The 22978-nt window shown below is 40.8% G+C and carries 19 protein-coding genes; 14 read left to right on the top strand and 5 right to left on the bottom strand.

Annotation, left to right across the window (positions count from 1 at the left end):
• Positions 1-86: 86 nt before the first annotated feature.
• Positions 87-1499: a choice-of-anchor U domain-containing protein gene (locus tag ABNS04_RS09660; RefSeq protein WP_071978715.1), complete on the top strand. Its 1413-nt coding sequence runs from the start codon at positions 87-89 to the stop codon at positions 1497-1499.
• A 22-nt stretch (positions 1500-1521) separates the two neighbouring features.
• Entirely contained in the window at positions 1522-3333 is a 1812-nt protein-coding gene (locus tag ABNS04_RS09665; RefSeq protein ID WP_071978714.1) for a tail fiber domain-containing protein, read from the top strand.
• A gap of 146 nt (positions 3334-3479) precedes the next feature.
• Here ABNS04_RS09665 and ABNS04_RS09670 read toward each other — a convergent pair whose 3' ends face one another.
• Complete coding sequence (locus ABNS04_RS09670; protein WP_231401162.1) at positions 3480-4226, bottom strand: alpha/beta hydrolase; 747 nt, start codon at positions 4224-4226, stop codon at positions 3480-3482.
• A 688-nt stretch (positions 4227-4914) separates the two neighbouring features.
• On the opposite strand from ABNS04_RS09670, the gene ABNS04_RS09675 reads away from it, so the two are divergent.
• Positions 4915-5391, top strand: a complete 477-nt coding sequence (locus tag ABNS04_RS09675; protein ID WP_071978712.1) for a low molecular weight protein-tyrosine-phosphatase — start codon at positions 4915-4917, stop codon at positions 5389-5391.
• A 52-nt stretch (positions 5392-5443) separates the two neighbouring features.
• Here the strand turns inward: ABNS04_RS09675 and ABNS04_RS09680 are convergent, their stop codons facing one another.
• The 3 genes from ABNS04_RS09680 to ABNS04_RS09690 form a co-directional block, all read right to left on the bottom strand.
• Positions 5444-5947, bottom strand: a complete 504-nt coding sequence (locus tag ABNS04_RS09680) for a hypothetical protein (RefSeq protein WP_071978711.1) — start codon at positions 5945-5947, stop codon at positions 5444-5446.
• Positions 5948-6005: 58 nt separating this feature from the next.
• Complete coding sequence (locus ABNS04_RS09685; RefSeq protein WP_071978710.1) at positions 6006-6386, bottom strand: nuclear transport factor 2 family protein; 381 nt, start codon at positions 6384-6386, stop codon at positions 6006-6008.
• Between the two features lie 80 nt (positions 6387-6466).
• A complete protein-coding gene (locus tag ABNS04_RS09690; RefSeq protein WP_332249004.1) occupies positions 6467-7312 on the bottom strand; it encodes a hypothetical protein in 846 nt (281 codons plus the stop codon).
• Positions 7313-7653: 341 nt separating this feature from the next.
• Between ABNS04_RS09690 and ABNS04_RS09695 the strand changes: the two genes are divergently transcribed.
• The 11 genes from ABNS04_RS09695 to ABNS04_RS09745 all read left to right on the top strand — a co-directional run bounded on the left by ABNS04_RS09695 (position 7654) and on the right by ABNS04_RS09745 (position 21371).
• A complete protein-coding gene (locus ABNS04_RS09695) occupies positions 7654-9063 on the top strand; it encodes an aldehyde dehydrogenase family protein (RefSeq protein WP_071978709.1) in 1410 nt (469 codons plus the stop codon).
• A 93-nt stretch (positions 9064-9156) separates the two neighbouring features.
• Entirely contained in the window at positions 9157-10767 is a 1611-nt protein-coding gene (gene peaA / locus ABNS04_RS09700; RefSeq protein ID WP_071978708.1) for a quinohemoprotein amine dehydrogenase subunit alpha, read from the top strand.
• 18 nt (positions 10768-10785) lie between these two features.
• Entirely contained in the window at positions 10786-12231 is a 1446-nt protein-coding gene (peaB, locus tag ABNS04_RS09705) for a quinohemoprotein amine dehydrogenase maturation protein (protein ID WP_071978707.1), read from the top strand.
• Positions 12232-12233: 2 nt separating this feature from the next.
• A complete protein-coding gene (gene qhpC, locus ABNS04_RS09710) occupies positions 12234-12596 on the top strand; it encodes a quinohemoprotein amine dehydrogenase subunit gamma (RefSeq protein WP_071978706.1) in 363 nt (120 codons plus the stop codon).
• Positions 12597-12606: 10 nt separating this feature from the next.
• Positions 12607-13782 carry a quinohemoprotein amine dehydrogenase subunit beta gene (gene peaD / locus ABNS04_RS09715; RefSeq protein WP_071978705.1) on the top strand — a complete coding sequence of 392 codons (1176 nt, stop codon included), beginning with the start codon at positions 12607-12609 and terminating at the stop codon, positions 13780-13782.
• Positions 13783-13846: 64 nt separating this feature from the next.
• Positions 13847-15466 (top strand): acyl-CoA synthetase, encoded by a 1620-nt coding sequence (locus ABNS04_RS09720; RefSeq protein ID WP_071978704.1) that lies wholly within the window; start codon positions 13847-13849, stop codon positions 15464-15466.
• A gap of 84 nt (positions 15467-15550) precedes the next feature.
• Positions 15551-16528, top strand: a complete 978-nt coding sequence (locus tag ABNS04_RS09725; RefSeq protein ID WP_071978703.1) for a hypothetical protein — start codon at positions 15551-15553, stop codon at positions 16526-16528.
• The gene (locus ABNS04_RS09730) at positions 16506-17564 is read left to right on the top strand and encodes a U32 family peptidase (RefSeq protein WP_071978702.1); all 1059 of its coding nucleotides are present in this window, start codon (positions 16506-16508) and stop codon (positions 17562-17564) included. The genes ABNS04_RS09725 and ABNS04_RS09730 overlap by 23 nt, the downstream gene beginning before the upstream one ends.
• Before the next feature lie 14 nt (positions 17565-17578).
• Positions 17579-19297, top strand: a complete 1719-nt coding sequence (locus tag ABNS04_RS09735; RefSeq protein ID WP_071978701.1) for an ABC transporter ATP-binding protein — start codon at positions 17579-17581, stop codon at positions 19295-19297.
• 1 nt (position 19298) lies between these two features.
• Positions 19299-20021 (top strand): S8 family serine peptidase, encoded by a 723-nt coding sequence (locus ABNS04_RS09740; protein ID WP_071978700.1) that lies wholly within the window; start codon positions 19299-19301, stop codon positions 20019-20021.
• A 42-nt stretch (positions 20022-20063) separates the two neighbouring features.
• Complete coding sequence (locus ABNS04_RS09745; protein WP_272977215.1) at positions 20064-21371, top strand: MFS transporter; 1308 nt, start codon at positions 20064-20066, stop codon at positions 21369-21371.
• A gap of 108 nt (positions 21372-21479) precedes the next feature.
• Here the strand turns inward: ABNS04_RS09745 and ABNS04_RS09750 are convergent, their stop codons facing one another.
• Complete coding sequence (locus ABNS04_RS09750; RefSeq protein WP_071978699.1) at positions 21480-22925, bottom strand: arylsulfatase; 1446 nt, start codon at positions 22923-22925, stop codon at positions 21480-21482.
• Positions 22926-22978: the final 53 nt, after the last annotated feature.

Here is a 22978-nt window from a genome sequence, read left to right on the forward strand (position 1 = left end):
TGGCCTTAAATACAGCTGACACAGTGGGTAGTACATAGCGTTAATATTTCTTATACTCCGCGAGTGCATTTACTGAAGTTATCATCGTGGATGAAAATCTTGCACCTTTCGTGGATATCGAAGTGAAACAAGCAGGTGTTCCAGTTAACGTTATCGACCCAGACAACGGCACGGTCTCGTTAATCGCAACGGTTAACGATGTTAACAAAGATGATAGCCATAACATTGAGTGGTTCTCAACAGATAGTGCTTTTGCTGATCTAAATGGGGAGTTCGTCTATAGCTTCGAGCCAAACACACTTAATGAAGGTATTTATCAGTTAGATGTTATTGTTACTGAAAGTAATACACAAGAGCAGTTAACTACTTATCAATCTATTCAATTAGTGATTGAGAATGCTATCGATCTTTCTTCAATTATTGACAGTGATAATGACGGTACTGTTGATGCTGAGGAGGGGCTTGCTGATAGCGATGGTGATGGCATAGCGGATTACCTTGATAATGATGACAACACTAGCCGAATTCCTAGTAGTCAAAATAGTTATCCAATCGAAACTAATCCAGAGTTAACACTTGTCGTAGGTTCTTACGTGCAAGCGATAAATGGCTTAGAAAGTGAATATACTGCACTGACAGAAGAGGAAATTGCTGCAGTATTAAATGATGGCGACGCTGACATTATCGATGATGATTATCAAGCGTATTCACCACTATTTAATTTTATTTTAGAAGGTATCTTACGTCATGGAGAGTCTGCAGCGATAGTCATTCCATTATCGCAAGGGGAGAGCATTCCAGCAGATGCGGTATACCGAAAGTATAACTCTCGTGATGGTTGGTATGACTTTATTGAAGATGAACGTAATATTGTTCGTTCTGCGCCATTTAATAGTAATGGTACTTGTCCAGCAGCTCAGGACTCGAGTTATAGCCTGGGCTTAACCGTAGGTGATAACTGTATCGAGTTAACGATAGAAGATGGTGGCCCTAACGATGCTGACTTGTTAATTAATGGCAGCATTGAAGATCCGGGGGCTTTAAAAGTTAAGCCAACATCGATAAATCATGCACCGGAGATCAAGCTCTCAGATTATTCAACGCAAATTAAATCAGGTGAATCGATAGAGTTACAAGCAGTAGCAACCGACAGTGATGGAGACTCGCTAACTTATACCTGGAGTCAACTCAGCGGTGCAGCAGTTAGTTTTAGTAACACTAACTCAGCGACGGTGATGATTACAGCACCGATTTTAACTGCAGATGAGACGGTTGAAATAGAAGTAGTCGTAAGTGATGGACAGCTTTCATCTAATGCTGTCGCGACAGTCCTTATCAATAGGGAAGTAAAAGAAGTCGTTGAAAAAGAAAATGACAAAGCGTTAGAAAAAGATACTCAAAATAGTGGTGGCGCCGTTAACTGGCTGCTGTTACTCGGGCTTATGCTCATTTTATCTAAAAGAGCAAATATGCTTCGCTTACACAGTTTTATTAAATAGTTATCTCCGGGAGTCGTTCGGAATGAAGAGTTCAATAGTAAAGTCAAACACTAAAAGTCACCGTTTCATCTTAAAAAGCTCAGTAATTGCCATGCTGTGTGCAATATCGACATCGGCGATGGCAGAAAACACAAAGCTTGGCACTAACGCAGGTGCAGCGCTCACCTCCGGTGATGAAAACACCCTAATTGGTGTTGATGCAGGTGCCGCTTTAACTACCCAAGGCCAAAGTACTTTTGTTGGTCAAAGTGCTGGTGCAGCTAATACTACAGGCCAATTTAACAGCTTCTTCGGTTACCAAGCGGGTATGGCTAACACGATAGGCCACCACAATAGCTTTTTCGGTTATCAAGCAGGGAAGTCTAATATTAATGGAGCTAGTAACACTGCTATTGGTTATCAAGCAGGTACTGCTAGCACCACAGGGTTTGGTGGCACTTATATTGGTTCACGAGCAGGTTATGCAATAACAACCGAAAACAAAAATACTTTTATCGGCGAAGAAGCCGGTTATCAACACACAGGAGGTCAAGGTAATACGAGTATTGGTTATGGCTCCATGTACGACGCTCAAGGAGGTAATTATAATACGGCAATGGGAACAGGCGCAGGTTATAGTTTAGGAAAGCCAAACAGTATAGCAGGAGAGTTATATAACGGTTCACGAAATACAGTAATAGGAACGGCAGCTGGTGGTGATATTGGCGGTGGTAATGCTAATACCATGATTGGTGATAATGCCGGACCAAATACAGAAAGTGCCGATTTTAATACCTTTGTCGGTTTTCAAGCGGGATTTGATAATAACCGAACAAACTCAATCACTAACGCTAACCGTAATACCGCTTTAGGTGCCTATGCCGGATATACCAACCGTGAAGGTGAAGATAATATTTGGATCGGTACCTTGGCTGACTCAGCAGATTGGACATTTTATCATGATAATGAAGTCGAGTTTGTATCTACGCATGGTAGTGATTGGTATGTTACTTATAACGACTTAGACGGTACCGCACGGGCTAATAATAGTACTAATGTAAGCCGCACTACAGTATTAGGAAACCAAGCGACAGTTATTGCCAACGATGGTGTTGCTGTCGGTTATTCAAGTCGTATTGCGCAAGTAGGTTCAATTGCCATTGGTACCAATGCCACTAATGCTAATACCAACAGTATCGTCTTAGGTTATAACGGCACCAGCCATTCAGATAACGCTGTGTTATTAGGTAATAGCACCACTACTTTATGGTCAGCTCAAACTGATGCAACGACAACTTTAGGTAATGCGAGCTATCGTTTTACTGATGTCTTTTCGAATAAAGTCTCTGTTAATGCTGCAACCGGTAATGGCGCGCAAATTGATTTATTTGCCGATGCAGGCGCTGCCGACGACGATAAGTGGACAATAACTGCTGCCAATGGTGGCGATTTTGCTATTTCATCATTTTCGACTGGTTCAGATGTTAATTTATTGAGCATAGATAATACTGGTAACGCGACTATCGCAGGTAACTTATCGTTAAATTCAGATCGACGCTTAAAAACTGATATTCAGTCAATTAATGGCGCATTAGAGACTATAGATAAACTAGATGGTAAGCGATATCACTGGAAGCCTGAGTTACAAAAAGGCAATGAGCAACAAGTCGGTTTAATTGCGCAAGAAGTTGAAGCGGTTTTACCTGAATTGGTTAGCGAAAATGACAAAGGCATTAAGTCAGTTAACTATGTTGCACTTGTGCCTGTGTTAATTAATGCGGTAAAAGAGCAACAAGCACAAATTGCAGCGCAACAAAAACAAATTGAAGCGCTGATGAGGCTAGTACAAAAATAAATTTAATCTACTAAGAAATCGCTTCAATCTAATCCATCGCTAGAGCTAGAGTCAAAAACTAACGCAGGCGAAGTGATTGAAGCGGTGTTTTGCCAAACGATCCAAAGCAGTTACCTGTTTGTTTGGTACAACAACAGGTAGGCTGTTTAGTTTTGGGTATTATCAGTTATCCATTGTTTAACAGGCTCTACCCAAACAGGTAATGGATTATAAAATGCGCCGTGCGATTTACCTGTGCTTATCGATATTTCATTAAAAGACGCCACATCGTCACTTCTATCTATCAGAAATTGGCACGAGCCAACTTGATCAGAGGTCTCATAAATCGACTTTACATGCCCATATACTTTTACCTGAGTATGTTTTTTTATTAAGCCCGCGCAACCCGCTAAGATAATAGTATTTATCTCGCTTAACTTAAGTTCATTTGTAGTTAATATAGATAATGCACCGCCACGAGAAAAACCTAATAAGGTAATATTACTTGGTTTAACGTCTGCAGCGATTAATTTAGCGACATCTTTTGCCAGCTTTTTAGCAAATTGAAATGGCTCGGTATGCTTTGCTCTGTGGTAAGCGATTAAATGGTAGTTATCATCAGCTAGGACTTTTTTAATCTCAGGAAAATCATAGATGCCCCATTCTGGGTGCTTTGGTTTGGCATTTGTCCCTTCAACAATATAACCGTGAGAATAAAATACGTATTTTTGATTGGCATCGATAGTTTCTGGAAAAGACTCATATATTTCTCCAGCGTTTGCAGCGTATGAATAACTTAAAGTAATAAGCGTTAAAGGTAGTGAAAACAAGCACGTTTTAATAAAAGGTTTTAGCATAGCTGATAGCGGTAAATTTATAGATGAAGAGGTATTTGAAGATATTGATAAAAGCATTTTAATGTATTGACCAATAAGAGGTTTTTATAAATTTATAGTTTTGAAGATTATAAAGAAGTCTCATGTTTATCGCACGAGATCTTTTGGTCGAATAAAGGATGTTAATGTAAACCTTTGTGTCATTAAGTCGCGCCACTTAAACGGCATACTGGTATTGAGCGCGACATAGCCACAGGTAGGAATATTGGCGAGTGTGCTATTGCTAACTCTGTTACAAAATTCAGTGAAGGCAGGATTGTGACCAACTATGACAAGTTCATCTATAGAATCATGTAAACCTAAACAAAACCTGAAAAGGTCATTCGAATCAAATGTATATAAATCAGGTACAGTGCACCAATTAATGGTGGTGTTATCTAATGCTTTATTGATTATGGTAATAGTAAGCTGGGCGCGTTTAGCTGGGCTAACATACACGTTTTCAAAATAACAACCTGCATTTAAAATAGCTGGCGCCATCAATTCACACGACTTTACGCCTCGCCGGTTAAGCGGTCTGTCAAAATCAGTTAGAGAACCGTCTTTCCAACTTGATTTAGCGTGTCTGATAAGGTGAATTTTCTTGCCCATTATATTTTGATGTTCATCAACATAGGTTAAGGTATAGCCTGTTATTAAATAGACGAAAATAACGATATACTTTAAGCTTAATTAAAGTTACTCAAATAATAAAAACAAGGTCAGCATGGACGTTAATTATTCAACAATTGATTCGGTACTTTTTGTCTGTATGGGCAATATATGCCGCTCTCCAACAGCAGAAGCTGTATTTCGACATAAAGCGGCACAACAATGCAAACAAGTTAATATTGATTCGGCGGGGACTATTGGTGCTCATGCTCGAGAAAAGCCTGATCATCGTTCTGTTAAAGTCGGTCAAAGTGCAGGGTACTCATTTGATGGTATTAAAGCGCGCAAAGTAACGGTAAATGACTTTGAACACTTTGATTTAATTTTAGCGATGGATGAGAATAACTATAACGATTTAATCGATCTTGCCCCCCAAGAAAGTGCACATAAAGTGAAGTTGTTTCTTGATTTCGCGGAAAATTTTGATGAAAGAGAAGTTCCTGACCCATACTACGGCGGTGCAGGTGGCTTTAAATATGTGCTTGAGCTTGTTGAAGATGCGAGTGAAGGCTTATTAGCTAAAATGCGGTAATTAAAAAGCTGCACACATACACACTTATGCGCAACTTTCTATCGTTAGTAGTTTAGACATTGCGCGAATCATATGCCCAATGCAATAGCGCTTGTCGCTGCTTGCGCCTGCAGCTGTGATCAAATGGCTCACAAAATTTGATCACAGCGCTTAAATGTCGGCGAAAGTTCTTCCAACGTTTTATCTGACGTAAATCCTCTTTCTCTAATCGTCTTCCTTGGTAATAACGGCAGTACCACTGAAACCAACCTCGTGGGTCTTGGTGGTAAATCCAACCTTTTTTACGCCACTCGCTTAATGGTTGTGATGCATCAACGCGAAAATAGTTTAAGGTTATATCCTTATGGCTTGGGCTAAGTAGGGCATTTTCAAACCAGTCAGTTGGAAATTCTTCTTGGCAGTCAGTAAGGTATTTACCACCAAATACACCCAATTCGAGCATTTCTTTTGGTGTTAGTTGTGGCTTAAATTCAGGATGGAAATCTTGGCCGACTTGTGCCGTTAAGGTGTAACGATAATTTTGCTGCATTTGATCGTTTACAACGATAGTGGTCATTTAACGCTCTATATTTATCTAGTATTTGAAAGACATACGAAATAAAAAGACGATAGGTTTACTCTGGAATTGGTAATTGATGCGCACGTAAAAAACTTAACTTATCCCAATAACCGCGCTGTAACTTAATTAATCCATCGTTAAAATGAAAGAAGCCACAACCACGCAAGCCTATTGGATCTTTCCATTCTAAAATCGCGACATTACCGTCTTCGAAGATGTTTTCAATAATACAAACCATTTCTGCTTGGGCAAATTCTTCTTTAAACATCTCATAAATTGCTTTCTTTCCAATGACTGGTTCATTGGCAACCTGATGATTAATTGCATCAGTGGTGTAAAACTCAGCAAGTGTTGAGGCATCTCCTTGATTAAAAATATCCACCCAGCGTTTGATTATGTCGCTTGGCGTGTTATTTGTTTTGTTTACCGTAGTCATTGTCTTACCTGGTAAAGCCTTTGCCTATCAATATTTTTGCTTATTAACGTTGATAATACCCTTGTTGAAAACGTTACTAGCTAATTTTCTATTATGCGTTGTTTAGTACCTGCGAAGTTTTCATATACCTTTTGATGTGCTTTGCGTGAAAACTCATCTTTTCTGTCGTCATAATTTTTAATCCAATCAATTAACAGCGACAAATTGGCATCTTGTGCTTCTTTTGACGGGTATTTATGTGGTTCCCAAGGTCGTTGCTTAGCGTTTTCGACACAAAGCGAAGCCGGTAAATCAAGAAATACTAGCTCTGTTGCATCATCGAGCACGAGTTCAACAAGGTCACTATAACAACCTTCAATTACCCATGAATAGTGCTTTGATAGAAAGTCATCAATTGTGTCTTTTGACTCATTAATGGGTTTACGGGTTGGAGGTGTGGTAGCTTGCCAAGCTAATGTATCTAAGTCCAAATGTTCACAGCCAACATCCGTAACCATTTTCTTTGCTAAGGTCGACTTGCCTGAACCAGAATTTCCGATAATAACGACTTTTTTAAGGGATTCGTTTTTAAAGTTTGCTTCTAAGCCGATTCCTGCAGGAGAATTAAAAAATACCTGAGTACAATTAACATCTGATAAATAGGTTACGTCAAATTGTATGTTTTGTGCTTGTAGCTTTTTGACAAAGTCAGCGACACCTGTTAATTGGAATGCAATATGATCAATGTACGCATTTTTAGTATTTGGAACGTGCTTGTCACTTTCTGTTAAATGAATTACTGCTTGGTCTTTCGCATATAGCCAATAACCGTGTTTTTTAAAATTCGGACGTTCGCCTAAAGTTAAGTCAAATACTTCACAGAGGTAGTCTTTTTCCTTAGCCAATACATCGGCTGGCGCACTAATGTTGATATGATCAAATTTCATTATTTTTGTCGCTACTTGTAATTTCTATTAAATAGTTAGTCTGATAAACAGTTAATTTCGTTTTTAATTTATTATCTATTGCCACACTTTAATATAAATCAAGGGTTAAACTTCTTAAGAGATTAATCATCGGTTTAGCTTATTTTAATGGCGTGTTCTGCTAATTCTGTGGCGTACATTGTCAAATCAATGGCGTAAACAGTCGATGTTGCCGCCCCTATATTCCAATAATCTAATTCAGAAATTCGATAAGTGTAGCTGATATAAAGATTCTTAAGAATCACTTCTACGATAAATAGCTACATAAAAACAACTGTATAGCAAGTAATTGGGGTAAAGTTATGAGTAACTATGGGTTATTAATAAATGGTGAATTAGTTAAGAGTGATATGACACTAGATGTCATTAACCCTGCAACAGAAGAAGTATTTACTCAAGTGCCGCGTGCTGATGAAGCTATGCTTGATCAAGCGGTAGCTGGCGCAAAAGTGGCGGCAGCTAAATGGGCGTTAACTGATATCGATGAGCGCAAGGCGTTAATACATAAGATTGCAGATGCGATTAATGCCAATATTGAGCCTTTAGCCAAAGCATTAACGCAAGAGCAAGGTAAGCCGTTAGCAGCAGCAACCATGGAAGTGCAATATGCTGAGATTTTTTGTCGTTACTTCACTTCTCTTAACTTAGAAAATGAAGTGTTAGTCGATGATGAAAATCAGCGCGTAGAAGTACAACGTACGCCGTTAGGTGTTGTTGCAGGCATATTACCTTGGAACTTTCCGTTATTAATCGGTATATACAAAATAGCGCCGTCTATTTTAGCGGGTAACAGTATTATTCTTAAACCGGCTCCTACCACGCCAGTTGTTTCGGTAATGTTAGGTGAAATTCTTAAAGATGTAGTACCAGCAGGCTTAGTTAACATTCTTGTTGATGATAATGATCTTGGACCTAAAATTACCAGCCACCCTGGTATTGATAAAATCTCTTTCACAGGCTCAACACCAACTGGTAAGGCGATCATGTCAAGTGCTGCGAGTACATTAAAACGCATCACATTGGAGCTTGGTGGAAATGACGCGGCGATTGCTTTAGATGATATTGACGTAAAAGCGGCCGCTCAAGGTATCTTTAATACTGCCTTTATTAATAGCGGCCAAGTATGTATCGCGTTAAAACGCTTGTACGCACATGAGTCGATTTACGATGAGCTATGTGAAGAGATCGCAAGTCTTGCTCGACAGGCAGTTGTGGGTAATGGCTTAGACGAGGCCACTCAATTTGGCCCAGTACAAAACAAGATGCAATATGCCAAAGTATGTGATTACTTAGAAGACGCCAAAGCGAACGGTAATGTTATTGCAGGTGGTGAGCCATTAGACCAAAAAGGTTACTTTGTACCATTAACTGTTGTTAAAGATATTAGTGACGGTACCCGAGTAGTTGATGAAGAACCATTTGGCCCAATTTTACCTATCGTAAAATACTCAGAACTAGACGATGCAATCGCTCGAGCTAATAATTCTGAATTTGGTTTAGGTGGCTCTGTGTGGTCTTCTGATATCGATAGAGCGTCAAAAGTGGCAAGCCAAATGGAAAGTGGTACGGTTTGGATTAACCAGCACTGTGCGTTTGCTCCTAATATTCCATTCCCTACATCTAAACAATCAGGTATTGGTGTTGAGTTTGCTCAAGAGGGCTTAAACGAATTCACTAATATGAAAGTAGTCAATATCAATAAAGCGGGATAGTTGCTTGTTTTCCGGCTGTTTAACTTTTGGTAGTGCTTAATAAACAGCCGGCTTTTTCTTTCCGTTATATTTCAAACACACTAGGAGTAAACCGTGCTAGTTAATCGATTAAAAAAATCACTGACCGCAACTGCTTGCTCAGTCGCTTTGCTTACCTGTGGTGCAAGTGTATATAGCACTGAAGTTGTCGCAAGTGAAAGCTTATTGCAGCAACATTGCTCAGGCTGTCATATTGAACAAAGTCAAGATCCGCTAACATTAAGCCGTATCAGCTATCAACGAAAAACACCAGAAGGTTGGTTAATGACCATTGCTCGTATGCAAACTACCCATGGTTTGAAAATTGATGGTGAGACAAGGGCAAGTCTCGTTGAATATTTAGCCAATACTCAAGGTTTAACACCTTCTGAGTCAGCACCATATCGTTATATTTTAGAAAGACGACTAAACCACATTGAAAATAAACAACCTGAGCTTGAACAAATGTGTGCTCGTTGTCACTCAGAAGCACGAGTCGGTTTGCAACGCAGAGATAAAAAAGATTGGGAACATCTAGTTAACTTTCATCTGGGGCAATGGCCGAGTACCGAATATTCAGCCATGGGACGTGATAGAAAGTGGTTTGAAATCGCGATTAATGAAACGGTACCATTTTTAGCTAACAAATATGCTTTAAATACGCAAGACTGGGTGAAGTGGCAAGACAAGAGTAAAGTTTCTCCTGGTGGCAATTGGCGCATTACTGGCCATATGCCAAGTAAAGGGGCGTTCCAAGGAACGGTTGCTTTAAAAGATAAGGGCAATAACCAGTATGCTATGACTTTTACCGGTACTTTTGATGATGGTGAGTCGTTATCAGGTACGGGAAGTGTATTAGTTTACAGTGGTTATGAATGGCGTGGCTCGCTAACAGTTGGTGATAAGCAGTATCGTCAAGTGTTCGCGTTAAACGAGGCGGGCGATAGCTTATCTGGCCGTATGTTTTTAAATGGTCATGAAGATATTGGTGTTGATATCTCAGGTCATCGAAGTGATAAGGCATCGATTTTATCGCTAAGCCCTACTTACATTAAAGCTGGCGAGACACTGCAAGTGTCAATTCGTGGCTCTCAATTATCTGGTGATGTTACTTTTTCTAACGGCTTAACGGTTGTTTCTGAAGTTTCCCGCACGGCAGATGAAATTATCGTACAGGTAAAAGCACCTAAGATGGATGCATCTGCCATGAGCAGTACAGTTAACGTTGGCAAGCAGTCACTTGATAATGCCTTAGTTGCCTATCAACAAGTCGATCAAATCAAAGTTAGCCCAGCTTATGCCGTAGCTCGCGTTGGTGAAGGGGGCGGCAGTCAACCTAAAGTGACCGCATCGTTTGAGGCCAAAGCATTTGCCGCTGGTCAAGATGGTGAAGTGGGCACCGATGATGATGTCTACATTGGCTTATTCCCAGCAAGCTGGAGTGTCAAACCATTTGATGCTCAATCAGAAGCGGATGAAGATGTAAAGTTTGCTGGTGTTATTAACCCTGAAACGGGGGTCTTCACACCAGGCGATGCCGGGCCTAACCCTGATAGAAAATACGGAACTAACAATGCAGGGCGCTTAGCTGTCGTGGCTAAATTACAAGACGGTAAAAACATCTTAGAAGGGCAAGGGGAGCTGATTGTTACCGTACAACGTTGGAATAATCCGCCAATTAAATAGCGGCATCAGGTACTCGTAATGACCAAAGTTCTAAAAAAAGTTCCAACTAATTCACGCACTATAGCAGTGAATGATAAGCAGATGATGTTTCATGTGCCGACAACTAGCTTGTTTGAATTGGATGAATTATCGGCTCAGCTGATTGAAGCGGCAGATAGTGAAAGTGGCTTATCTGTAGATAAACTAACGCAAAGCTTATCAGCTCAAACGGCAAAAGATATTGATGATACGGTTGAACAATTAATTCAACTTAAAGTGGTTGCTTCAAATGATGCTGGCGTTCAGGCGTTTGAGCCTGATAACCCTGAAGTTACTCAGCTTGAAAATATCCCATTAACCACTTTAGTGCTTAATGTAAATACAGGTTGTAATCTCAGTTGTAGCTATTGCTATAAAGAAGACTTAGATACCCCGGCTAACGGGCAAAAAATGAGCTTTGATACCGCGAAAAAGTCCATTGAAATGATGTTAGCAGAATCGCCTGATCAGCCAAGGTACAACATCGTATTTTTTGGCGGGGAGCCGTTAAGCAATATGCCATTAATTCGCGAAGTGGTTGAATATGCACAAGCACGCTTTGCCGAGCTTAATGTGCCGATTGATTTTTCATTAACCACCAATGCTACTTTGTTAAATGAAGAGATTATCGAATTCTTCCAAAAACATAAATTTGGCATTGCGGTAAGTATCGACGGCCCTAAAGCCATTCATGATAAGAACCGCATTACCGTTAATGGTAATGGAACTTATAAAGCGGTGACTCGAAAAATTGAATTACTGATGAAAGGCTATAACGCCAGACCTATTGGTGCTCGTGTTACGTTAACCAAAGGGGTGACTGATATTGAAGAAATTTGGCAACACCTGTTTCATGAGCTTGGCTTTGCAGAGGTTGGCTTTGCGCCAGTCACCTCAGGTGATATCAGTGAATACAACTTATCTGAAGATGAGCTTAAAGCGGTATTTGCCAGTATGATAAAAGTCGGTCGTCATTATATTGATGAAGCAAAGGCTGGACGCAATATTGGCTTTTCTAACATGCACCAGCTGATGACGGATATTCACGAAGGCACAAAAAAAGCACTACCGTGTGGTGCGGGTATTGGCATGGTGGCAATTGACCATAGTGGCGGCGTTAATTTATGTCACCGCTTTACTGGCTCAGATCTGCCAGCCTTTGGCTCTGTTATTGACGGTATCGATAGCGAGGGCTTGGCTGGCTTTATTGAAACGCGTATGGATAGAACCAACACGGGTTGCAGTACTTGTTGGATCCGCAATATGTGCTCTGGTGGTTGTTATCACGAAAGCTATGCTCGATATAACGACCCACAAAACCCGACTTATCACTATTGTGATCTTATGCGTGACTGGGTTGAGTTTGGCTTAAAAGCCTATGCTGAAATCAATGCGGCAAACCCAACATTTATGGATACATTTATCACCCCTCGTCGAGGACACTAACAATGAAACATCTAAAACCACTGAATAAAAAAGCAGAATTATTAGACTCTGCAATGGATAAAAACAAGAGTGAAAATCAGGTTAAGGGCGATGACGCTACCGTTGAAGAAGTTGTTGCTATGCAATCGGTTGTCGGTTGTACAGGCACAACTGATCCAGGCTGGGAGGTTGACGTTTTTGGTGGCGTCGCAGGGTTATGTCAACCAATGGAGTCAGACTTATATGGTTGTGCCGATCCTTGCTGGTGGCCGGCGCAAGTTCCTGATGTCATGAATACTTATCCTGACTGGACTAAGGGTGCCGACTCTGCGGGTGATGACTGGCGAAAACTAGGCGATGTCTTTCCAAAAGATGATAAAAAGTAGGCGAGATACCATGATTAGCTTTTCAAATAAATTACGCCAATTGTCCGTAGCTAGCTCGTTAGCTCTTTTACTTGTTGCTTGCGGCAGTGAGCAAGTCGCTGAAACTAGTGATACTAAGAAAGTAGCATCTGAAAACAGCGCTGAAAAAAGTGATTATATGGTGGTGGTTAACCGCCCTAATAATATGCACTTTGTAGATTTGAGCACCGACGAAATCGTGCGCACTTGTCAGTTACCCGATGCAGTTTTACCGGGTACTGTGGTGATGTCGCCGGATAATTTAACCGCTTATGTCCTTGCAGGGCGCTTTGATCGCATATTAGGTGTTGATGTCAATAATTGTGATCTCACTTTCGATGCTAAATTTTCTTACGATAATGTCCGTATCAAAAGTATTGGCTCATTAGCGGTAAGTACCGATGGTGAAGAAATTTACACCATCCATAATCCAACCAAGTTACATAGTGATCACTACGAGGTATTAGCGAGTCAATTTGCTGTTTACAACGCGAAAGATGGTATTGACGCTAAGCCAACCCGTACGTTTGATGTACCTCGACAAATTAACATTATGGCAGCTGCTGACGATGGCAGAGTGTATTTATCTGGCGCGGATGTTTTTGTTATCGACCCGAAAACGGGTCAAGTAGATACCGCTATTGCCAGTCACTCTCATAATCGCAGCAATTACGGTCAACCAGATGTGTTAACCGTATGGCCACTGGGTAAAGTGAATAATGAATTTGTCCGTATGTATACCGTGCCTAAATTTACTGATGAAACTCAAAACATGGATACTGCCACATTTATGTGGGGCTATGAAAAAGTGGATTTAGCAACCGGTGAAACTGAAGTAAAAGACTTTGGCGTTCTCGAGCAAATCTTTTTTACCGGCATGGCAAGGCCACAGCATCCTGATGAATTTTATGCGGTATTAACGCAGTTAAAACGCCATAAAGTGTCTGATTTAAGTGTTATCAAAGAAATTGATCTAGAGCGTACTTATTATGTTATTAATTTCTCAACTGATGGTTCTAAGCTCTATTTAGGCGGCACGTATAATGATATCGCTGTTTATGACGCAGAATCATTAACTAAGTTAAACAATATTGTGTTACCAGGTGGCGATATGTCACTGGGTACCTTCCAAGTTTTCTCATTACCACGCGATAAAGTGGTGTATTAAATTAAAAGTAAAGTGTATGAGGCTAAAACTTGTTTATTAGCCTCTTTAGAGTTAGGTGTTCTTAATGGATATTTTTGAAAGAGATTTAGATTTAAATCAGGCGAACTATCAGCCACTATCGCCAATTGGCTTTTTAGAAAGAAGTGCAATGATTTACCCTGATAAAGTGGCAATCATCCATGGTGAACGAAAAATCACCTACCGTGAATATTTAGCTAATGCTAAGCGCTTGGCGTCGGCTTTATCAGCGAAAGGCATTAAAAAAGGCTCAACCGTGTCAATTATGGCGACCAATATTCCGGCATTTTTAGACGCAAACTTTGGTGTCCCGATGACAGGTGCAACACTCAATGCATTAAATACGCGTCTTGATGCCGAAGGTATTGCATTTATATTAGACCATGCTGAAACCGATATTTTGATCATGGATACCTGTTTTTCACCTATCGTTAAGAAAGCATTAACGCTTGCGAAAAATAAACCTTTGGTGATTGACGTTGACGATCCGATGAATACCTCTGGTGGCGAGCGTATCGGTGAGATTGAATATGAAGACTTTATTGCATCGGGTGACCCACAGTATAACGAAGTACATATTCACGATGAATGGCAAGCCATTGCTCTGAACTATACGTCTGGCACAACCGGTGATCCGAAAGGCGTTGTATACTCACATCGAGGCGCTTATTTAACCTCTATGGGTAACGTAGCTATGTGGCCTATGGATGAAGATTCTGCTTACTTATGGACACTTCCAATGTTTCACTGTAACGGCTGGTGTTTCCCTTGGTCTGTTACGGCACGCGCGGCAACTCATGTTTGTTTACGTCAGTTTGATGTGGAAACCGTAGCAAATCTGATGGCTGAGCATAATGTTACCCACTTTTGTGGTGCGGCGATTATTCTTAACGCGATTGTTAATGCCCCTGATGCCGTTAAAGCAAAAATTCCTAAAGCGATTAAAGTGATTACTGGTGGTGCGCCACCACCAGCAACAGTACTTGAAGGCATGGATAGCTTAGGTTTTGAAGTTACTCACGTTTATGGCTTAACGGAAGTATATGGCCCAAGTGTTATTTGTCAGTGGAAAAAAGAGTGGAATGATCAACCCGCAGCAGAGCGTGCACGCTTAAAAGCTCGTCAAGGGGTTAGATACGTTACACAAGAAAATGTTGAAGTGCTTGATCCTGAGACGTTAGAAAGTGTGCCAGCAGATGGTGAAACTATTGGCGAAATTATGTTTCGTGGTAACCAAACCATGAAGGGGTATTTGAAAAACCCAGATACTACGGCAAATTCGTTTGAAGGCGGTTGGTTCCATTCTGGCGATTTAGCGGTTAAACATCCCGACGGTTACATTGAAATTAAAGATCGCTCAAAAGATATTATTATCTCAGGTGGTGAGAATATCTCATCTGTAGAATTAGAAGGGGTAATTTATCAACACCCGGCGGTATTAGAAGCGGCAGTGGTTGCTAAGCCTGATGATAAATGGGGTGAAACACCTTGTGCTTTCATTGAGCTAAAACCTGGGCAAGAAGCAACAGAACAAGACATTATTGATTTTTGTCGCGACAATATTGCCCACTTTAAGTGTCCTAAAACTGTGATCTTTGGCGCATTGCCGAAAACTTCAACTGGTAAAATCCAAAAGTTCTTATTACGAGAACGCGCAAAAGCTTAGCTAGAATAGGTAACTGGCGTTAACCGTTAACGCTAGTTACCTCGTTCTCACTTACTCTTCAAACATTATACAAATGTGATCGCTATGTCTAAAAGTACTGAAATTGCAGTTGCAATCACCCGAGAAGAAGCGGTTAGTCAATTGTTAGCCTCTGGCAACGAGCCGACATTAGCTGATTGCATTAAGGTGTTTAATTGGCAAGAATTTCCCGAGAAGCACTTCTCAACAGAGCAAAAAGTCACTCGTATTTATTTTGGTGGTGAATTTTGTGATCGTTTACTGCCAGATAAAAAAATTATGCAACGAGTGCTTAATTTAATTGAGCAACATCAGTTATCGTTAAGCCTATTAACCCCTTTGCTTTCTGATTCCGCATTAGCACGCCTTAAACAAGTTTTCGCTATTTTACCCAAAGGGACTGAAGTGGTGGTCAATGACTGGGGTACGTTAAATATATTAAGGCGAGAGTATAAACATTTAACGCCAATTATTGGTCGTCAACTTTGCAAAATGATCAAAGATCCACGGCTACCTTCTGAGCAGTGGACTAAGCTTTACCCCCATGGCGTGCAATCGGGGCCGTTTCATCAGCTTTTAAAACGTTTCGATATTGAGCGTATTGAAATGGATGTACCACCGTTTGCCAAGGTGGTTGACTTTGAGAGTGAGGATAAATCGGTATCGGCACATTTTCCTTATGGTTTTTCGGTCAAAGGTAGAATGTGTAAAATTGGTGCCATGGAAATAGAAACTCACCGTAAATTTGGTCCAGGTCATGGCTGTAATAAAGAATGCTTGACTTATTCTGCGAAAGTGAGTCGCGGTTGTTCGTCGTCAACTCAAGATGAACAAGCGGTTAATGTGACAGCTAGTCAATCATCCAAACAACCATTAACACAAACGCCGAAAGCACCTGACTTACGAACTTTCCAGCAAGGCAATACCATGTTTTATCGCCACACTGAAGAAATGACGGAAACATTGGCACAAGCGGTGGCGCAAAATAAAGTTAACCGTATGATTTTTGAAGGAGACTGGCATGAAGATTACCGCCCCCATTAGTCGCGTTGAAGAAATCGAAATATTAGCAGCAGCGGGTGCTGACGAATTTTACTGCAGTGTTGTTCCAGAGTCCTGGACCAGTACCTTTAAAACCTCCGCAGTGAGTCGCCGAGCGTTTGGTAATTTACCGGAATTTAGTGATTTAGAAAAAGCAGTAACTGAAGCGCATCGATTAGGTAAACAATTGCATCTGGTGATGAATTCTCAACACTATACGGGTGAGCAACTGGCTTGCTTATTAGACCTTGCAAGGCTATTTGATGAGATGCAAGGTGATTCAGTGATTGTCGGTGATGAAACCTTATTAGCACTTTTAGGTAGCCATGATTTTAATTTTCAAATTCATGTCAGCTCGATTGCCAGTTGCCGCAATAGTGAGTCAGCGAGCTTTCATCAAGCATTGGGTGCTGATCGTATAATTTTCCCACGCGATATGAAAATTAGTGAAATGGAAAGCATGGTCGCTGCTAATCCATCACTAGAATTTGAAGCTTTTATGCTAAACGATGGCTGTGTGTATGAAGAAGGCTCGTGTCACACCATACATTTACCGGGTAAGTTAGGTGGCGCTATTTGTATTGATAACTATCAATCTAATGATCAACGTATCGATGGCAAACCGTTAAGCGATGCCGAGAAAAAAGCGTTTGAAATAAACGATAAAGATTACCAAAAATGGTTGTGGTATCGCTTTGGTAATGGCTTTTCTGTTAGTCCTAATGGTATGCCATACGGGCCTTGTGGTTTATGTGCTTTACCACGATTTTTAGCCAGCTCTGTCACCTCGGTAAAAATAGCTGGTCGTGACGCGCCAACTGAACGTAAATTAAAAAGTGTGCAAATGGTTAATGCGGTGCGAGAAACATTAATCGAGCAGGGTGGTGATGCGGCAAAAGCGCTAGCCCGTGGCATGCGAGAGCAACCTGAGCATTGTCAAACCGGTTATATGTGTTATTACCCAGAAGTACGTATGAAGCCAGATGCGAAAACGTTGCAGAAAACACAAAATGCAATTGAAGTGGTTGACTTAAGTTAACCTAGTATATTTTGATGTCTAATCTAGCTTCTTTTGTTAGCGAAAATCGTACTATAGAACAGCATTCAGCATTTGCATGGTTATTTCGCTTTGTCACGCCCCATAACAAACGAGTCTTTGGTTTATTTTGCTTATCACTCGTTGCTTCCTCATTAGCGCTTTTACAACCATACCTAACTAAGCAAGTGATTGACGAAGGCTTGATCGCTAAACAATTTGATCTACTGCTACAGTTTTCGTTAATGCTACTTAGCTTAGGTGTTTTTTCTACCTTATTGTCTGGCGTTTCTCGGTATTTTCATACGCAAATCTCAGGCAATATTTTATTTGATCTTCGTGAGAGTGTTTATCAGCATTTGCAAACATTATCACCGAGTTTTTACGGTAGGCAGCGGGTCGGTGATATTTTGTCGCGCTTAGATGGTGATATTGCTGAAATTCAACGCTTTGCTCTTGATGGCTTATTTTCGTTAGTTAGCGCGGTGATTGGTCTTGTTGGCTCGATTGTCTTTTTGTTTTATTTAAATTCATCATTGGCGCTTATTGCCTTTGTTTTATTACCACTAGAGTGGGGCTGGCTTAAATTTATGCGCCCTAAGGTGGAAATTAAAACTCGTAAGATGCGCGAGCGGGCAGCAGATATTTCTTCGTTTTTAATTGAAACTTTACCGGCAATGAAGTTTATTCAAACGGTATCGGCAGAAGCACGTGAGGCAAAACGCTTACAAGGCCTAAACCATAACTACCTTAATACCTTATTAGGGCTGCAAGTTACAGAGTTTGCAACAAGCTCAGTACCGACAATACTGACAACACTAAGCCGTACTTTAGTATTTATTATTGGCGGTTATTGGGTGATTAACGATCAAATGGCGTTAGGTTCGCTTATCGCGTTTTCTGCTTATTTAGGCATGGCGGTAGGTCCAGTACATACGCTATTAGGCTTATATGTTGCGATTAAACGTGTTCGAGTCAGCTTAGACCGCGTACAAGAATTAACGTTAACAAAAGCAGATGTCGAGCCAGCTCAATCAAAAGAACAACCGTTAATTATTGAGGGTAATATTAGCGCTCATTCATTGGCTTTTTCTTACCCTAATAGCAATCAAGTAGTATTTAGTGACGCAACTTTTACGATTCCATCAGGGGCAAAAGTGGGTGTGTTTGGACCATCTGGCATAGGTAAAAGTACTCTTGTCGATTTACTGTTAAGACATTTTGAGCCAACTGATGGCAAGATTGAAATTGATGGTGTTGATTTAACCAAGTTAGATTTAGCCAGTTGGCGAAAACAAGTAGCGCATGTTGCCCAAGAATTGGTGCTATTTCGTGGAACGCTGCGAGAAAACATTCGCTATGCGGCACCTAATGCAACAGATGAACAAGTGAACCAAGCAGTAGAGCAAGCCGAATTAACAGGCTTTATTTCACAATTACCGCAAGGGTTAGATACAGTTATTGGTGAGCGAGGGGCAAGGCTTTCTGGCGGGCAAAAACAGCGTATTGCGCTTGCTAGAGCACTCTTGCAACAACCAAGCATACTCATCTTAGATGAAGCGACTTCAGCTGTAGATAGTCAACAAGAACACAAATTGATGACCGTTATTGATAAGTTATTTGCTAATAAAACTCGACTGATTGTTAGTCATCGAGAGCAACCGATTCAAGATGCAGATTATTTATTAACGATTGTCGATGGCACGATTGAATTTCGCAGTGGAGTAAAGCAGTAATATGTTAATAGGGGTGATTGACTCTGGCTTTTTGGGGTCAGATGTAAATGACGGTAAAGACAATAACCTATATCAGCAACAGGGTTTTTACCTTGAAAATGACCAGGTTGAAGCTAAGCCAACCACAGGTGATATGCTAGGTCATGGTACTGTCATTACAGAATCTATCTTAACGCAAGTTCCTGATGCACAAATTGCCATGGCGCAAGTGTTTCATCAAAGACTGGTAACAACACCGCTACAAATTGTTGCTGCGATTGATTGGCTAATCAGTCTCAATGTTTCTGTCATTAATATGAGCTTTGGCTTACCTAATGATCGACAACTATTACATGAGGCGGTAAAGCGAGCTAGAGACAACAACATCATAGTCGTTGCGTCGTCCCCTGCGCGTGGAAATTTAGTTTTTCCGGCAGCTTATCCAGAAGTGGTCAGTGCGACAGGTGATGCCCGCTGTCAGCCTGATGAGTTTTCATGGCTTAATACTAAACAAGCGGATTTTGCTGCTTGTGTCCGTTCTTCTAATCCTAACGTTATTGGTGCAAGTGTTGGTTGTGCCAATGTCGCAGGGCATATCGCCCGTTATGTAAAACAAGCGAGTGTAATTGATTTAACTCAGATGACAGAATGGCTTAAAGAGCATGCCAAATACTGGGGTTTAGAAGATAGAGTTGAGCTTCGAAGAAAAAGCACAAAACCATTGAATAAGACGATGATTTTTTAGTCGTTAGAAATAATTATAAAAACAAGCAAGCTAGGGGGAAGGATGAGTACTAATGTCAGTGCTTTAGAGACAATTCACCAAGAGCCAATGGCAAAGAGACAATGGCTGATTGTTGCTTTGTGTATCGGGATATTAGCATTAGATGGCTATGATGTTTTATCTATCGCTTTCGCCGCGCCCGGCATGACCGCTGAATGGGGCTTATCTAAAACCGTTCTTGGTATTATCTTACCACTAGAGCTAGTCGGTATGGCGTTTGGTTCAATTATTCTAGGTAGCGTAGCAGATAGCCATGGTCGTAGGCCGACTATGCTGATTGGCTTAGTTATTTTAACTATTGGCATGGAAGTGGCTGCACTTGCCCCTAATATTTGGGTGTTAGGTGTAGCCCGGGTATTTACCGGTATTGGTATAGGTGGCTTACTAGCTGCGGCAACTGCGACGACATCGGATTATTGTAATAATAAAAACCGCGCTTTAGCGGTAACCTTAGTTGCCGGTGGCTTTGCCTTTGGCATTTATGCCGGTGCGACATTTTTAGCGCCACTACTTAAGCAATACGACTGGCGCGTGACATTTCATTTAGGGGCAGCTCTAAGTCTTGTTTTTATTCCGCTTGTTTATTTTTGGGTTCCTGAAACCATTAGCTTTTTAGAACGAAAACGCCCAACAGGGGCATTGCAACGTATTCAACAGATTATGGTAAAGTTAGGGCATAGTGCACCTGAGACGTTGCAAGAAATTAGTGAAAAAAAAGGAGAACCAGAAGGGACTAAAAACTTATTTAAAGGGACTATGGTAGCCACTACTTGTATATTGATTTTTGCCTACTTTGGTAATGTCGGTACGTATTATTATTTTGTCAAATGGCTACCAACCATAGTTTCTGATCTAGGACATAACGCCTCAAACGCAACTAAGGTCTTAGGAGTTATCAGTCTTGGCGGTGTACTTGGCTCTGTTGGTATCAGTGTTGTTGCTCGTTTTGCTCCAATAAAAATATTAATGATTTTTTGTTTAATTACTGCAGCAATTGGCGTTGCCTTATTTCCGTATTTTACTGAAACATTGGAGTCGATGAAGGTGATTGGTTTTATCACCGGTGCGTTAATTTTTGCCGCAATTTCCGGTTTCTTTGGCTTATTTGCTTCATCATTTCCGTCTTCGCTATTAGGCTCTGGGTCTGGCTTAGTGCTAGGTATTGGTCGAGGCGGGGCAGTATTAGGGCCGATGCTCCCTGGCTTTTTATTTGCCGCTAACTTACCTTTGACAATGGTGGCGTTAATAATGGCAACTGGTTCATTTATCGCAGGTGTTACCATTTTATTTCTTAAACAAAAAGCAGCTTGAACAATGCTTTAAATTTATTGTACCAAGGTGTTTTTGAAATTTTTATCACCAGTTGCTATGTCATTTACAACTGGTGATAAGAATAAGGATTAAAGTTAAGAAAAGCGTTTAATTCTTTTTAGTGTTAGGTGGGATATAAGGGTCTTTAGTTCCAGGCTTAATTGGTGGGTATTGTGCAAATGAGCGTTTATGCTCCGCTAGTAATTTATGAGCAGCTTTAGGCACCCAACTGTTTGAAAGGATGACATTGTCCCTTTCTTGTGGATCGCTTAACAAATTATAAAGTCTTGGCAGTTCATAGGTGCGTACTTCGGTAAAAGCCGTTTCTTGCTCCTTTAAGTGAATTTTCCAATTTTTCCATTTTACGCCATATATTTCATTACCCATGTAAACAATAAAGCCATCACGACCTGATTTTTTTTCTTTGCCAGTAAAAAAGTCAGTCATGTTAATGCCATCAATGGCTCTGTCTTGAGGGATTTGTTCACCGGCTAGGTGAGTTAATGTTGGGAAAATATCCATTGCATGAACAATTTCGTCACTGACACGACCGGGCTTTATTTTTTCAGGCCAGCGCATGGCAAAGGGCACGCGTAATGCGCCTTCAAAACCAGTAAATAAAGTGCCGCGCCAAGGTCCTGCTGAGCCATGAAATGCGTTTTCAACGGTTAGCGTATTGTTACCGTAGCTAGTAGCTTCAGGGCCATTATCCGCGGTAAAGATAACAATGGTATTGTCTTTGATGTCTAAATCATCAATTGTTTTTAGTATTTGTCCTGTGTAATTATCAATTTGGGTTAACATATCTGCCCATTGCCCTTTACCTGACACTCCTCTAAAATCTGGATGAGTCATGGTCGGAAAGTGAGTCGCAGTATAGGGAATAAAAGCAAAGAATGGTTGCTGCTTTTTAGCTTTTCGGGTGATGAATTCGATGGCTTTATCGGTAATATCTTTGTCGATAATAGGTCGATAATCTAGTCGGTAGGGGCGTACCTTTTTGGGTATTTGCCCTTTAAGCCCTGACATTACATAGGTTTCAGATACACCACTGTCGGCAAACCCTTGCTGGGTAAAGTAAACGGATTCATCACTAGAATTCGGGATACCAAACCATTCATCAAAACCTTGATCTGTTGGAAACCTGCCTGGTGTACGACCTAAATGCCATTTACCAAAAATACCTGTGGTATAACCGGCGTTTGAAAGCGTTTCTGCTAAGGTGACTTCCCAGTTAACCAGACCGTAGATATTATTACCGATCGGCACTTTACTATTACCACTTCTAAAGGCATAGCGTCCAGTCATCAGTGCTGAGCGAGAAGGCGTACATTGAACTTCAACATTGAAGTTAGTTAAACGCAAGCCTTCATTGGCAATTGTATCTAGGTTTGGTGTTGCCGCCCCACGCACAATACCGCCGCCATTAAAGCCCGGCTCTCCCCAGCCAAAATTATCCAGAAATACAAGTACGATATTAGGTTTATTTTGTGACATAGCTTTAATGGATGTTAGCGACAACATCAACACTAAAATAAGCTTAAAAAGCCTCATATAATTAGCTCCTTTGATTGTTTGAAGTTACCTTACTCTCTATTAAAGAAAAT

Source organism: uncultured Idiomarina sp. (assembly GCF_964010655.1).
GTDB classification, from domain to species: Bacteria; Pseudomonadota; Gammaproteobacteria; order Enterobacterales; family Alteromonadaceae; genus Idiomarina; species Idiomarina baltica.

Bases quoted from the DNA above. Each gene is read 5' to 3' on its own strand.
- peaD (WP_071978705.1), top strand. From the start codon at position 12,607: ATGATTAGCTTTTCAAATAAATTACGCCAATTGTCCGTAGCTAGCTCG.
- ABNS04_RS09670 (WP_231401162.1), bottom strand. From the start codon at position 4,226: ATGCTTTTATCAATATCTTCAAATACCTCTTCATCTATAAATTTACCG.
- qhpC (WP_071978706.1), top strand. From the start codon at position 12,234: ATGAAACATCTAAAACCACTGAATAAAAAAGCAGAATTATTAGACTCT.
- ABNS04_RS09680 (WP_071978711.1), bottom strand. From the start codon at position 5,947: ATGACCACTATCGTTGTAAACGATCAAATGCAGCAAAATTATCGTTAC.
- ABNS04_RS09735 (WP_071978701.1), top strand. From the start codon at position 17,579: ATGTCTAATCTAGCTTCTTTTGTTAGCGAAAATCGTACTATAGAACAG.
- ABNS04_RS09675 (WP_071978712.1), top strand. From the start codon at position 4,915: ATGGACGTTAATTATTCAACAATTGATTCGGTACTTTTTGTCTGTATG.
- ABNS04_RS09720 (WP_071978704.1), top strand. From the start codon at position 13,847: ATGGATATTTTTGAAAGAGATTTAGATTTAAATCAGGCGAACTATCAG.
- ABNS04_RS09730 (WP_071978702.1), top strand. From the start codon at position 16,506: ATGAAGATTACCGCCCCCATTAGTCGCGTTGAAGAAATCGAAATATTA.
- ABNS04_RS09745 (WP_272977215.1), top strand. From the start codon at position 20,064: ATGAGTACTAATGTCAGTGCTTTAGAGACAATTCACCAAGAGCCAATG.
- ABNS04_RS09750 (WP_071978699.1), bottom strand. From the start codon at position 22,925: ATGAGGCTTTTTAAGCTTATTTTAGTGTTGATGTTGTCGCTAACATCC.
- peaB (WP_071978707.1), top strand. From the start codon at position 10,786: ATGACCAAAGTTCTAAAAAAAGTTCCAACTAATTCACGCACTATAGCA.
- ABNS04_RS09690 (WP_332249004.1), bottom strand. From the start codon at position 7,312: ATGAAATTTGATCATATCAACATTAGTGCGCCAGCCGATGTATTGGCT.
- ABNS04_RS09665 (WP_071978714.1), top strand. From the start codon at position 1,522: ATGAAGAGTTCAATAGTAAAGTCAAACACTAAAAGTCACCGTTTCATC.
- ABNS04_RS09725 (WP_071978703.1), top strand. From the start codon at position 15,551: ATGTCTAAAAGTACTGAAATTGCAGTTGCAATCACCCGAGAAGAAGCG.
- ABNS04_RS09740 (WP_071978700.1), top strand. From the start codon at position 19,299: ATGTTAATAGGGGTGATTGACTCTGGCTTTTTGGGGTCAGATGTAAAT.
- ABNS04_RS09695 (WP_071978709.1), top strand. From the start codon at position 7,654: ATGAGTAACTATGGGTTATTAATAAATGGTGAATTAGTTAAGAGTGAT.
- ABNS04_RS09685 (WP_071978710.1), bottom strand. From the start codon at position 6,386: ATGACTACGGTAAACAAAACAAATAACACGCCAAGCGACATAATCAAA.